Source organism: Nonomuraea sp. NPDC003707 (genome assembly GCF_053587055.1).
In genome coordinates, this window is the sequence record NZ_JBSFNK010000055.1 from 24294 (window position 1) to 37411 (window position 13118).

Annotated in this window: 11 protein-coding genes; 9 read left to right on the plus strand and 2 right to left on the minus strand. The window is 71.5% G+C overall.

Going from position 1 to position 13118, the window contains the following annotated elements; all coding sequences use genetic code 11:
- Positions 1 to 15 precede the first annotated feature (15 nt).
- The 4 genes from ACWDRB_RS61415 (at position 16) to ACWDRB_RS61430 (ending at position 5210) form a co-directional block, all read left to right on the plus strand.
- Positions 16 to 1476, plus strand: coding sequence for an aldehyde dehydrogenase (locus ACWDRB_RS61415; protein WP_449911058.1), 1461 nt, complete (start codon positions 16 to 18; stop codon positions 1474 to 1476).
- Positions 1473 to 2546 carry a Zn-dependent alcohol dehydrogenase gene (locus ACWDRB_RS61420; protein ID WP_449911060.1) on the plus strand — a complete coding sequence of 358 codons (1074 nt, stop codon included), beginning with the start codon at positions 1473 to 1475 and terminating at the stop codon, positions 2544 to 2546. The genes ACWDRB_RS61415 and ACWDRB_RS61420 overlap by 4 nt, the downstream gene beginning before the upstream one ends.
- Positions 2547 to 2588: 42 nt before the next feature.
- Positions 2589 to 4136, plus strand: a complete 1548-nt coding sequence (locus ACWDRB_RS61425) for an MFS transporter (protein ID WP_449911062.1) — start codon at positions 2589 to 2591, stop codon at positions 4134 to 4136.
- A 108-nt stretch (positions 4137 to 4244) separates the two neighbouring features.
- On the plus strand, positions 4245 to 5210 hold the full coding sequence (locus tag ACWDRB_RS61430) for a metallophosphoesterase (protein ID WP_449911064.1): 966 nt from the start codon (positions 4245 to 4247) through the stop codon (positions 5208 to 5210).
- A 38-nt stretch (positions 5211 to 5248) separates the two neighbouring features.
- On the opposite strand, the gene ACWDRB_RS61435 is transcribed toward ACWDRB_RS61430, so the two are convergent.
- Both ACWDRB_RS61435 and ACWDRB_RS61440 read right to left on the minus strand, forming a co-directional pair.
- Positions 5249 to 6247, minus strand: a complete 999-nt coding sequence (locus ACWDRB_RS61435) for an ABC transporter ATP-binding protein (protein ID WP_449911066.1) — start codon at positions 6245 to 6247, stop codon at positions 5249 to 5251.
- The gene (locus ACWDRB_RS61440) at positions 6231 to 7232 is read right to left on the minus strand and encodes an ABC transporter ATP-binding protein (RefSeq protein WP_355197027.1); all 1002 of its coding nucleotides are present in this window, start codon (positions 7230 to 7232) and stop codon (positions 6231 to 6233) included. The genes ACWDRB_RS61435 and ACWDRB_RS61440 overlap by 17 nt, the downstream gene beginning before the upstream one ends.
- A 129-nt stretch (positions 7233 to 7361) precedes the next feature.
- Here ACWDRB_RS61440 and ACWDRB_RS61445 point away from each other — a divergent pair, with 129 nt between their 5' ends.
- The 5 genes from ACWDRB_RS61445 to ACWDRB_RS61465 are packed head-to-tail and all read left to right on the plus strand — an operon-like array spanning position 7362 to position 13117.
- Positions 7362 to 8570 (plus strand): dipeptidase, encoded by a 1209-nt coding sequence (locus ACWDRB_RS61445; RefSeq protein WP_350741185.1) that lies wholly within the window; start codon positions 7362 to 7364, stop codon positions 8568 to 8570.
- On the plus strand, positions 8570 to 10141 hold the full coding sequence (locus tag ACWDRB_RS61450) for an ABC transporter substrate-binding protein (RefSeq protein ID WP_449911069.1): 1572 nt from the start codon (positions 8570 to 8572) through the stop codon (positions 10139 to 10141). Before ACWDRB_RS61445 ends, ACWDRB_RS61450 begins: the two co-directional genes overlap by 1 nt.
- 5 nt (positions 10142 to 10146) lie before the next feature.
- On the plus strand, positions 10147 to 11100 hold the full coding sequence (locus tag ACWDRB_RS61455; protein WP_355197032.1) for an ABC transporter permease: 954 nt from the start codon (positions 10147 to 10149) through the stop codon (positions 11098 to 11100).
- Positions 11097 to 11951: an ABC transporter permease gene (locus ACWDRB_RS61460; RefSeq protein ID WP_449911071.1), complete on the plus strand. Its 855-nt coding sequence runs from the start codon at positions 11097 to 11099 to the stop codon at positions 11949 to 11951. The genes ACWDRB_RS61455 and ACWDRB_RS61460 overlap by 4 nt, the downstream gene beginning before the upstream one ends.
- A complete protein-coding gene (locus ACWDRB_RS61465; RefSeq protein ID WP_449911073.1) occupies positions 11948 to 13117 on the plus strand; it encodes a M24 family metallopeptidase in 1170 nt (389 codons plus the stop codon). Before ACWDRB_RS61460 ends, ACWDRB_RS61465 begins: the two co-directional genes overlap by 4 nt.
- The last annotated feature ends 1 nt before the right edge of the window (position 13118 follow it).

The following is a 13118-nucleotide window of genomic DNA, read 5'->3' on the forward strand; positions in this document are numbered from 1 at the left end:
AGGAAGGCAAGCGTCATGGACGATCGGCTGATGTACCGGCGTGAGTTCTACGTCGGAGGTGAGTGGGTCAAACCGGCGGGCGGCGAGGTGCTGAAGGTCGTCTCCCCGTCGAGCGAGGAGGTCGTCGGCGAGGTGCCGGTCGCGACCGCGGAGGACATGGACCGCGCCGTGGCCGCCGCCCGCGCCGCCTTCGACCACGGCCCGTGGCCCCGGATGACGCCGGACGAACGAGCCGACGTCCTGGTCCGCGCCGCCGACCTGTTCCGGCGGCGCGGCGCCGAGATCGCCGCGGTGCTCGTCGAGGAGATGGGCGTGGCCGCCGGGCAGGCCCCCTTCCAGACGGCGACGGTCACCCCGGTGTTCGAGTACTACGCCCAGCTGATCCGCGGCTACCCCTTCGACCGCGTGGTCCGCTCCGGCGGGCTCGCCGGTCTGGTGACCTCGGAACCGGTCGGCGTGGTCGCCGCCATCGTGCCCTGGAACGCCCCCGTCACCCTGGCCGCCTGGAAGGTCGCCCCGGCGCTGGCGGCCGGGTGCACCGTGGTGCTCAAGCCGCCGCCGGAGACGCCGCTGAGCCCGTTCATCCTGGCCGAGGTGCTGCACGAGGCGGGCGTACCGGCCGGGGTGGTCAACGTCGTCCCCGGCGACCGCGAGGCCGGAGAGCACCTCGTCACCCATCCCGGGACCGACAAGGTCGCCTTCACCGGCTCGACCGCGGCCGGCAAGCGGATCATGAGTCTGTGCGGCGCCCAGGTCAAGCGGGTCTCTCTGGAGCTCGGCGGCAAGTCCGCCGCGCTCGTCCTCGACGACGCGGACCTGGAGGCGGTCATCCCCAAGCTGGTCGGCGGCGCCATGCACAACTCCGGGCAGGTGTGCGCCGCCCTGACCCGGATCCTGGTGCCCCGGTCGCGCTACGCCGAGGCGCTGGAGGCGGCCGCCGCCAAGGCGTCGGCCGTGCCCGTCGGGGACCCGCACGACCCGTCCACGGTGGTGGGACCGCTCGTCGCGGAGCGGCAGCGCGCCCGCGTGGAGGGCTACATCAACCTGAAGGAGGGCTTCCGGGTGGTCGCGGGCGGCGGCCGTCCGAGCCATCTGCCCAAGGGCTGGTACGTCGAGCCGACCATCCTCGGCGACGTCGACAACGCCATGCGGGTGGCCCAGGAGGAGATCTTCGGGCCCGTCCTGTGCCTCATCCCCCATGACGGGGACGACGACGCCGTCCGCCTCGCCAACGACACCCGCTACGGGCTGTCGGGCAGCGTGTGGAGCGGCGACCCCGTCCGCGGCCTGGCCGTCGCCCGGCGCCTGCGCACCGGCGGGGTCACCGTGAACGGCAGCCCCTCCCCCATGCCGCTGACGCCCTTCGGCGGGTTCAAGGAATCGGGGCTCGGCCGCGAACTCGGCCCCGAGGGCCTGCAGAGCTTCCTCGAACCGCGCACCATCGGCGTTCCCCCCGAACTGGTGGACGCGCTATGAAGGTCGCCGTCGCGTACGAGCCGGGCGAACCGCTCGTGCTGGAAGAGCTGCCGACACCGGCCATCGGGCCGCGGGACGTGCTGGTGCGCGTGGCGGCCGGCGGCATCTGCCACACCGACCTGACCTCCATCAACCGCCCCGAGCGGACGACGCCGCTCGTGCCCGGCCACGAGGCGTGCGGCACCGTCGAGGCCGTCGGCCCCGACGTGCGCCGGGTGAAGGTGGGCGACCGGGTGCTCGCCTCCGTCTCCCCCGCCTGCGGCTCGTGCTGGTGGTGCGTCAACGGCATGTCCAACCACTGCGAGCGCGGCGCCACCAGGATGGTGCCCCGCTTCGATCTGCCCGACGGGCGCAGGGCGCCCGCGCTGTGCGGCTGCGGCTCGTTCGCCGAGGCCATGGTGGTGGACGAGGCGACGGTCGTCGCCGTACGGACCGATCTGCCGGACGAGCACCTCGCTCTCCTGGGCTGCGGCGTGATGACCGGCGTCGGCGCGGCGCTCAACACCGCCGCCGTCCGGCCCGGCTCCAGCGTGGCCGTCATCGGCTGCGGCGGCGTGGGACAGTCGGTCATACAGGGCGCCCGCATCGCCGGCGCGGCCGTCATCATCGCCATCGACCCGTCCCCCGGCCGCCGCGAGACCAGCCTTCAGGTGGGCGCCACCCATACCCTCGACCCGGCCGACGGCGATCCGGTCGAACGAGTCCGCGCGCTCACCTGCGGTCGTGGGGCCGACCACTCCTTCGAGGCGGTCGGGCTGCCCGAGCTGATGGTGCAGGCGTTCGACCTGGCGCGTGCCGAGGGCACGGTCACCCTCATCGGGATGCCCCCGACCATGGACGCCGCCCTGACGCTCCCCGCCATGTCCGCCATCTTCACCGGCAAGCGCATCCAGGGATCCGTCGTGGGCGGCTCCCAGATCCTGCGGGACTTCCCCCGCTACATCCGCCTGGCCGAGACCGGCCGGCTGGACCTCACCTCGATGGTGTCCAGGCGCATCACGCTCGACCAGGTCAACGAGGGCATCGAGCTGCTCGAGCGAGGTGAGGGCGTCCGCACCGTGATCATCTGACCTTCCGTGGACCCGATCTGACCCTCATCCTGGAGCCCCCGCGTGCAGAACACCACCGCGACGTACGAGTCCGCGGACGCACAACCCCTGGCCCGGCGGCAGGTCCTCGTGGCGCTCAGCGGCCTGCTCCTCGCGCTCTTCGTCGCGACGCTCAGCAGCACCGTGGTCACGACCGCGCTGCCGAAGATCATCGGCGCGTTGCAGGGCACGCAGACGCAGTACACCTGGATCGTCACCGCGACCCTGCTCACCACGACCGCCACCACCCCGATCTGGGGCAAGCTGGCCGATCTGTTCAGCAAGAAGACCCTCGTGCAGGCCGCCGTCGCCGTGTTCGTCCTCGGCTCGCTGGCGGCGGGGCTGAGCCAGGACCCCGGGCAGCTCATCGCCGCCCGCGCCGTACAGGGCGTCGGGGTCGGCGGGGTGCAGGCCCTCGTCCAGATCGCGCTCGCGGCGATGATCCCGCCCCGGGAGCGGGGCCGCTACAGCGGCTACCTCAGCAGCGTCACCGCCGCCTCCACCATCGGCGGCCCGCTGCTCGGCGGCTTCATCGTCGACACCTCGTGGCTGGGCTGGCGATGGTGCTTCTTCATCGGACTCCCGGTCGCCGCCGTCTCGCTGGTCCTGCTGCAGAGAACGCTGCGGCTGCCCGTCATCCGCCGCGACGACGTCAAGATCGACTACCTGGGCGCCGCGCTGATCGCCGCCGGTGTCAGCGTGCTGCTCATCTGGATCTCGTTCGTCGGGGACGCCTTCGCCTGGGCGTCCTGGCAGACCGCCGTCATGCTCGGCGGCACGCTGGTGCTGCTCGCCGTCGCCCTGTGGGTGGAGACGCGCGCCGCCGAGCCCGTCGTGCCGCTCGGCATCGTCAGGCAGCGCACCACCGCCCTGGCCATCACCGGCAGCCTCGCCGTCGGCACCGCCATGTTCGGGGCCGCGGTGTTCCTCAGCCAGTACTTCCAGGCCGGGCGCGGCTACCCGGCCACCCAGGCGGGCCTGCTGACGATCCCGATGATGGGCGGCATCCTGGTCTCCTCGATCGTCGCCGGCCGGCTGATCAGCCGGAGCGGGAAGCTCAAGCCGTTCATCGTCACCGGCGCCGTCCTCCTGACGGCCGGGTTCGCCGGGCTCGGCACCATCGACCACACGACCTCGCTCGTCTTCATGGGCGTGGCCATGCTCTGCGTGGGTCTCGGCGTCGGCATGACCATGCAGAACTTCGTGCTCGTCGTGCAGAACGCCGTACCCCTCAAGGACATCGGCGCGGCCAGCTCCACGGTCTCCTTCTTCCGCTCGCTGGGCGGCACGATCGGCGTCTCCGTACTCGGCGCCGTGCTGGCCCGCCACGTCAGCGACCGGATCGCCCACGGCCTCGCCGCCGCGGGCCTTCCTGTCTCGGGCATCGAGGGCGGCAGCGCGCTGCCGCCCGCCGCCCGGGAAATCGTCCGCGCCGCCTACGGCGACGCCACCGGGCTCGTCTTCCTCATCTGCGCCGCCGTCGCCGCCCTCGGCATCGTCGCCGCCGTCCTGCTGAAGCCGGTCACCCTCCGTACCAGCCTCGACCAGCCCGACGCGGCCCGATCGGCCTGACCTCAGGATGGCCGGGATGAGGTCGGCCACGTCCATGTCAGCGAGCCGTTGGGGACTTGTCGACTTGGCGTAATGTCCGGGTTGTCGGGCTGTGCGGAGAATCGTCCCATGCGTAAATCTTCCGCTGCCGTCGCCGCGCTGATGGCAGCCCTGGTCGCCGGCACCGTCACTCCCGCGTCGGCCGATGTCCAGGAGACCGGCGGCCCGTCTCTCAGCTTCGCCCTGCTCGGCGACACTCCGTACGGCGCCGACCAGCGGGCGGCGTTCCCCGCGCTGGTCGACGCGGTGAACGCCGACCCGGACGTCCGCTTCGTCCTGCACGCCGGTGACGTCAAGGATGGCGCGTCCACCTGCGACGACGCGCGCTTCGCCGACCTGGCCAAGCTGTTCGGCACCTTCGACGACCCGTTCGTGCTGACCCCCGGCGACAACGAGTGGACCGACTGCCACCGCACCGCCGCGGGCGGCTATGTGCCCACCGAGCGGCTCGACGCGGTCCGCACGTTCTTCTACCCGAAGGCCGGTCACACGCTCGGCCGCAACTCGATCGGCGTGCGGACCCAGGCGTCCGACAGCCGGCACAGCGCCTACAGGGAGAACGTGCTGTTCCGCCGGCAGGGCGTCGTGTTCGCGACCGTGCACGTGGTCGGCAGCGAGAACGACCTGGCGCCGTGGTCCCAACTGCCGGGCGGCGACCGTCCCGACCTGCGACTGGCCGAGTTCACCGCGCGCAAGGCGGCGGCCCTCGACTGGATCGACACCGCCTTCGACACCGCACGGCAGACGAACGCGCCGGGGGTGCTGCTCCTGATGCAGGCCGAGCCGACCGACACTCCCGGGTTCTCCGAGATCCGCGCCCGGATCACCGACCGTGCCAAGGCGTACGGCAAGCCCGTCCTGCTCGTGCACGGTGACGAGCACGTGTACGAGGTGGAGCCCGGCTACGCGGGCGTCCCCAACCTGACGAGGCTGGAGACCTACGGCGTCACGGCGACCCAGTGGCTGCGCGTCACGGTCGAGCCCCGCTCGCGCGCGGTGTTCTCCTGGCGGCCCCAGACGGTGCCCGCCTCCTGAAGGCCGGCGGCCCGGAGCGCCCGCTCCGGGCCGCCGGCTCAGCCGCCCGGCCGTTCGGCGTGGTGGCAGGCGGCGTAGTGGTCGCCGACCGCCTCCAGCACGGGCTCGACCTCGGCGCACCGCTCGGTCGCCTTCCAGCAGCGCGTGTGGAAGCGGCATCCGGGTGGCGGCGCGACGGGGCTCGGCGGGTCGCCCGCCAGCATGATCCGCTGCCGGCCGCGTAGCCGGGGCTTCGGCACGGGCGCCGCGGAGAGCAACGCCATCGTGTACGGATGCGCCGGCTCACCGTACACCCCGGCCGCGGGCCCGACCTCGGCCAGCCGCCCGAGGTACATCACGCCGACCCGGTGCGACACGTGCCGCACCACGGCCAGGTCGTGGGCGATGAACACCAGCGCCACGCCGAGCGTGCGCTGCAGTTCGGCGAAGAGATTGACCACCTGCGCCTGCACCGACATGTCCAGCGCCGACACCGGCTCGTCGCACACGATCACGTCCGGTTCGGTGGCCAGCGCGCGGGCGATGCCGATCCTCTGCCGCTGCCCGCCGGAGAACTCGTGCGGGAACCGGTTCATCCGGTCGGGGGACAGGCCCACCAGCTCCAGCAGCTCGCCGACCCGCTCCCGCATGGCGCGCGCGTCCGGGCACAGCCGGTGCACCCGCAGCGGCTCGGCGACGATGTCATGCACCGTCATGCGGGGGTTCAGGGAGGTCAGCGGGTCCTGGAAGACCATCTGGACGCGCCGCCTGATGTCGCGCGGCACGCCGCCGCGGGCGAAGAACGGCCGGCCGCGGAAGGTGACCTCGCCCTGGTCGGGGCGTTCGAGGCCGACGAGCATGCGGGCCAGCGTGGACTTGCCGCAGCCCGACTCGCCGACGATGCCCAGGGTCTCGCCGGCACGCAGCTCCAGGTCCACGCCCGCGACCGCGCGCACGGCCCCGCCCCTGGACAGCATCCCGCCGCGGTAGGTCTTGTGCAGCCCGACGGCCTGCAACACGGGCTGGTCAGACGCGGGCTGGTCAGACGCGGGCGGCATCGAGCATCTCCTCCGAGTGGTGGCAGGCGGCGTACCGGCCGGTGCCGGTCGGCAGCAACGTCAGTTCCGGGCGCGTGGTCGAGCACACCTCGCTCGCCCGCGCGCAGCGCGGCGCGAACGAGCACCCGGGCGGTACGCTCGCCGGGCTCGGCGGCGCCCCGGGGATGGCACGCAGCGACGCGGCCGGGCTGTCCAGGTCGGGGATGGCGGCCAGCAGCGCGTCGGTGTAGGGATGGGCCGGCAGGTCGTACAGCTCGCCGACCTCGCCGCTCTCCACGATGCGCCCGGCGTACATCACCGCCACCCGGTCGCTGACCTCGGCCGCCACGCCCAGATCGTGGGTGATGAGCAGCACGGCGGTGCCCAGCTCGCGCCGCAGCCGGTCGATGAGCTCCAGGATCTGCGCCTGGACGGTCACGTCCAGCGCGGTCGTCGGCTCGTCGGCGATGATCAGGTCGGGTTCGAGCGCCACGGCCATGGCCACGAGGATGCGCTGGCGCATGCCGCCGGAGAACTGGTGCGGGTAGTCGTCCACGCGCGTGGCGGCGGCCGGGATGCCCACCAGGTCGAGCAGTTCGACCGCGCGGGCCCTGGCCTGCTTGCGCGAGGCGCCCCGGTGCACCCGGAACAGCTCCCCGACCTGGTCACCGACGCTGAGCACCGGATTCAGCGCCGACAGGGCGTCCTGGAAGACCAGCGTCATCGCGCTGCCGCGCAGGGCACGGCGCTCCTCGGCGGACATCGCCGTCAGGTCCCGGCCGCCGAGCCGGGTCGCCGCGGAGCGCACCCGGACGTTCGGGCCGTCGAGCAGTCCCATGACGGCCTTGGCGGTGACGGATTTGCCCGACCCCGACTCGCCCAGCAGCGCCAGTGTCTGGCCGCGTTCGATGGTCAGGTCCACGCCCCGCACCGCCGGGACCTCGCGTCCGTGGGCGGTGAAGGTGACGTGGAGGTCGCGGATCTCCAGGACGGGTGCCTCGCTCACTGCACCCCTTTCTCAGATGTGACGAAACTTGGCGCCAACTTAGCCGAAGCTGCCGAAAAACAACTCTCATATTGCCTTTCACGCCCGATCCTGGCAAGCTTCCTCGAAATCGGATGAAAGGGATTGCCAGTGCTGGAAGCCGCGAAGAGCTATAAGGGTTACCGTTCCTACGAGTACCTGGAAGCAGGCGTCGACTACCGGGAGTTCGACCTGGCGCCCGAGTTCGGCAGGGTTCCGGCGTACCAGGGGCCCGAGCTCACCACCGAGCAGACCGAGCGCGTCCGCCGCCTGCTCGTCGACAGCCTGGTCGTCTCGCTGCACGACCACCCGTCGATCTTCCCCGACGACATCGGCCAGACCGTCGACTACAACCGCACCGCCCGCCACCACACCGGTTACGCCGGCCTGGCCCGCTCCGGCATGACGGTCGTCTTCGACAACCTCATGGACGGCACCTGCTGCATCACCAGCCAGGCGGGCTGGAAGTGGAACGACGTGATCGCCGACATCGGCATGCGCCTGTCGGACCTGGCCCACCAGGACTTCCTCATCAAGGTCGAGCGCCTGGCCGACGTGCGCGAGGCGCACGCCGGCGGCCGCATGGGCCTCGTGCTCGCTCTCGAGGCGGCCACGATGATCGAGAACGAGGTCGACAGGATCGACATGCTGTACGGCTTCGGCGTCCGCCAGATGGGCATCGCCTACAGCGAGGCCAACACCCTGGGCAGCGGCCTGAAGGAGCGCGGCGACGGCGGCCTGACCCTGTTCGGGGAGAAGGCCGTGCGCCGCATGAACAAGCTCGGCATCGCCATCGACGTCTCCCACTCGGGCGACCAGACCTCGCTCGACACGATCCGCCACTCCACCAAGCCGATCCTCATCACCCACGCGGGCGCCCGTTCGGTCTGGCCGACGAACCGGATGAAGCCGGACTCCGTCATCAAGGCGGCGGCCGAGCGCGGCGGCGTGATCGGCCTGGAGGCGGCCCCGCACACCACGCTCTCGCCCGACCACCCCCGCCACAGCCTGGAGTCGGTCATGGACCACTTCACCTACTGCGTGGACCTCGTCGGCATCGATCACGTCGCCTTCGGCCCCGACACGCTGTTCGGCGACCACGTGGGGCTGCACGACACCTTCGCCGAGCACCTGTCGCTCAACGAGGCGCACGCGGGCACCCCGTACGAGAAGGTCGCCTACGTGGACGGCCTGGAGAACCCGGCCGAGTGCTTCTGGAACATCATCTCCTGGCTCGTCGCCCACGACTACTCCGACGACGAGATCACCAAGGTCATCGGCGGCAACGTCATGCGTGTGCTGGAAGAGGTCTGGTTCTGATGAGACGCTCCATCCTCGTCTTCGCCGCGCTGGCCATCGCGACGGCGGCCTGCGCCCCGAGCGTGCCGGGACAGTCGTCGTCGTCCCAGAGCGCGCCGCCGGCCAACGCCGACCGGCTGACCATCGGCACGACCGCCGACGTGGTCAACTACAACCCCCTGGTCGGCAACAGCCGCACCGACTCGTGGGTGACCAACCTCATGTACCCGCACCTGACCCAGATGGACGAGTCGGGCAAGCGCGTCCCGTACCTGGCCACCGAGTGGTCCTACTCCGACGACGGCAAGACCGCCACGGTGAAGCTGCGCGACGACATGAAGTGGTCCGACGGCAAGCCGGTCACCGCCGACGACGTGGTCTTCTCGGTGACGACGGTGCAGAAGGAGAAGTTCGGCGTGGTCGCCGGGCTCATCACCGCGCTGGACAAGGCCGAGGCCGTCTCGCCGACCGAGGTGCGATTCGCCCTCAAGCGCCCCGACGGCACCTTCCTCGACAACGTCGGCTTCTGGCTGCCGGTCGTGCCCAAGCACGTCTTCGAGAAGGCGCCCAGCGTGCAGAAGTTCGCCAACGACGCCGACTGGGTGAGCGCGGGGCCGTTCAAGCTCACCAAGGTCGAGCGCGGCCAGCGCTACATCATGCAGCGCGTGGACGACTTCGGCCCCGGCACGCCTGCCGTCAAGGAGATCGTCTTCCGAGTCTTCCCCGACGTGAACACCGAGGTCCTCGCGCTGCGCAACGGCGAGATCGACCTGATCGGCAACGTGCTGCCGCCCGCCACCGCGACCGAGCTGAAGACCGACCCGAAGGTCACGATGCAGCAGATCCCGTCGCTGGGCTGGGCGCACCTGCAGTACAACACCAAGCGCAAGCCGCTCGACGACGTCCGCGTCCGGCAGGCGCTCGCGCAGGCCGTCGACTACGAGGCCATCAGGAACATCGCGCTCAAGGGCTTCGCCAAGTCCTCCAACTCCAGCGTGCTCACCCCGTCGCTGCCCGACTACGCGGACCCGGCCTCGAAGGAGTACGTCTTCGACCCGGAGCAGTCCAAGAAGCTGCTGGCCGAGGCCGGGGTGACCGACCTCAGCCTGAGCATGATCTACGACCAGGCCGACCCGAACATCGCCCGCTGGGCCCCCATGGTCCGCGACTCGGCGAAGAAGGCCGGGATCACGATCAAGCTGCAGGGCCTGGAGCGCAACACGTACCTGGACAAGACGCTCAAGCGCGACTTCGACATCTACGCCGGCTCCTGGGCCGTCATGGACAACCCGCCCGCGAACCTCGGGCTGGCCTTCAAGACCGGCGGGTTCATCAACTACGCCCAGGTCAGCGACCCCAAGCTGGACGACCTGATCGACCAGGCGCAGCGGGCGCTCAGCCCCGCCGACGCCAAGGCGCCGATCCAGGAGGCCGCGCGGATCATCCACGACCAGGTCTACGACAACGTCCTGTACGTGGAGACGTTCAACATCGCGCACTCCACGAAGTGGACCGGGTTCAAGCCGATGCCCAGCGAGCTGCTGTCCATCCTGAACCCGCTCTCCCTCGCCGCGGCCAAGCCGGCGGGCTGATCGCCATGCGGTTCATCGGCCTGCGGCTGGCCCGCGGCCTGCTCACCCTGTGGTTCGCGGTCACGGTCACGTTCTTCCTGGTGCGCCTGCTGCCGGGCGACCCGGTGCTGGCCGTGGCCGACCCGAACATGACCGAGGAGCTGCGCCAGAAGCTCCTGGCCGACTTCGGCCTGGACAAGTCACTCGGCGCGCAGTACGTCGACTACCTCGGCCAGCTCCTGCACGGCAACCTCGGCATGTCGTTCCGTCAGTCGGTGCCCGTCACGACCGTGCTGATGGAGCGGCTGCCGTGGACGCTGATCCTGACGATCTCGGCCATGGTGGTGACGATCGCGCTGGGCATCCCGCTCGGCGTGCTCGCCGCCACCAAGGCCAAGGGGTGGTTGGACCGCCTGATCCAGGTCACCGGCGTCACCGCGCAGTCCCTGTTCGTACCGAGCGTCGGGATCTTCCTCATGTACGTCCTGGGGGTCTGGCTCGGCTGGTTCCCCATCGGCGGCGCGGTCGACCTCGACGCCACCGGCTTCGGCGCCACGCTCAGCATGCTGCACCACCTGGTGCTGCCGTGCCTGTCGCTGGTCCTCATCCAGCTGGGCGGCTACGTGCTCACCATGCGCACCACGCTCATCGACGCGCTCGGCGAGGACTACGTCGCACTGGCCAAGGCCAAGGGCGTCCGCCCGGGGAAGGTCGTGTGGAAGCACGCCCTGCGCAACGCGCTGCTGCCGACCACCACCATCGCCGGGCTCCAGCTCGGCACCCTGGTCGGCGGCGCGGTGCTGACCGAGACGATCTACGCCTACCCGGGCATCGGCCGCGCCATCTACGAGGCGGTCGGCCAGCTCGACTTCCCCGTCCTGCAGGGCGCGTTCGTGCTGCTCGCGGCGGCCGTCGTGGCCGCCAACCTGATCACCGACGTGGCCTACGGAATCCTCGACCCCAGGGTGCGCACCTCATGAGCGCTGTCGCCATCGAGCTCACGCCCAGGCAGCGGACCTGGAGCGCGTTCCGCCGCAACCCGCTCGGCCTGGCCAGCGGCGTCGTGCTGGCGCTGCTGGCACTGGTCGCGGTCCTCGCGCCGCTGATCGCGCCCTTCCCCGAGGGGTACGGCGCCGACACCTCCCAGCCGCCGTCGGCCGCCCACTGGTTCGGCACCGACGACATCGGGCAGGACGTGTTCGCCCAGGTCGTGTGGGGCACCCGGGTCAGCATGGCGGTCGGCGTCAGCGCCTCCGTGCTGGCCATCGTGATCGGCCTGCTCATCGGCGTCAGCGCCGCCTACTTCCGCCGCCTCGACACGCCGCTCGGCGTGCTGGTGGACCTGTCGCTGTCGCTGCCCGTGCTGCCGCTGATGATCCTGGTGGCGGCGCTGGCCGGGCCGAGCGTGCGCACGCTGGCCGTGGTCATCGCGCTGTTCAGCTGGCCCGAGGTGGCCCGCGTGGTCCGCTCGCAGGCGCTGGCGATCGTGCCCATGCCGTTCGTGTCGGCGGCCAAGGTCATCGGCGGCTCGTCGCTGTGGATCGTCCGCAAGCACCTGCTGCCCGGCGTCATCCCCGTCGTCGGCGTGTCGGTCGTGCTGACCACCTCCCGCGCCGTGCTCGCCGAGGCCGGGCTCTCCTTCCTCGGCCTGGGCGACCCCAACAGCTGGTCGTGGGGGACGATCCTGCACAAGGCGCAGCAGTCCGGCTCGCTCGCCTCCGCCTGGTGGACCACGCTCTTCCCGTCGCTGGCCATCTTGCTGCTCGTCCTGTCCACGACGCTGCTGTCCGTGGCCTACAACGACGCCCGCAACCACAGGAGCGACTCATGACCTTCAGCCAGCGGCTCCCCGACGCCTTCTACGCCGGCGCGCTCGCCCGCGTCCGCGCGGAGATGGCCGCGGAGGACCTGTCGGCGCTGCTGCTCGACGACCCGCTCGACGTCGCCTACCTCACCGGCTTCCACCACTTCCCGAACGAGCGCCCGGTCGCCTGCTGGCTGCCGTTCGACGGCGACCCGGTCCTGCTCGTGCCGGACCTCGAACGCGAGTACGCCCAGGACCAGCGGGCCCGCGCCGAGATCGTGGCCTATCCCGAGTTCCCCGGCCGCCGCCCGCCGTTCGCGGTGCTCGCCGGCCACGTACGCCGGCCCGCGACCGCCGCGTACGCACCCTCCACCAGCGTCGCCCGCGCCCAGGCCCTGGCCGAGGCGTTCCCCGGCACCCGGTGGAGCACCTGCGAGGCCGTCGGCCGCGTCCGGCTGCGCAAGACGCCCGAGGAGATCACCCTGCACGAGGAGGCCGCGCGCATCGCCGACGCCATGCTGGAGGCCGGCGTCGAGCTGGTCAGGGCGGCCCTCGAAGCCGGCGGCGAGCTGCCCGCCGAGACGGAGCTGGCCTCCCACGTCATCAGCCACGGCGCCCGCCTCATGTACGCCAGGCACCAGGACGTCGTCGTGGTCCCCATGCTCACCGGCGGCCTCGTCTACGGCGGCCCCAACTCGGCCCAGCCGCACCGGCTGCCGGGCGGCGACCGGCTGCGGGCGGGAGAGACGTTCATGCTCTCACTCGGCTGCGCGGTCGGCGGCCGGTTCGTCGAGAGCGAGCGCACGTTCGTGATCGGCGAGCCCACCACGCGGCAGGCCCGCTATTACGAGACCGTCCGCGAGGCCCAGGAGACCGGTACCGAGGCCCTGATCGCGGGTCTGAGCTGCGAGGAGGCCAACCGCCGCTGCCTGGCGGTGATCGAGGAGGCCGGGCTGGGCGAGTACATCCGCCACCGGCAGGGGCACGGCATCGGGCTCGGCTTCCACGAGCCGCCGTGGCTGTCCGACGGCGACACCACCGAGCTGGCCCCCGGCATGATCCTGTCCAGCGAGCCCGGCGTGTACGTGCCGGGGCACGCCGGCTACCGCATCTCCGACACCGTCCTGGTCACCGAGTCGGGGCCGCGCCGGCTCACGGCGTACCCGCGCGAGCTCACCGACGTCATCATCTGAA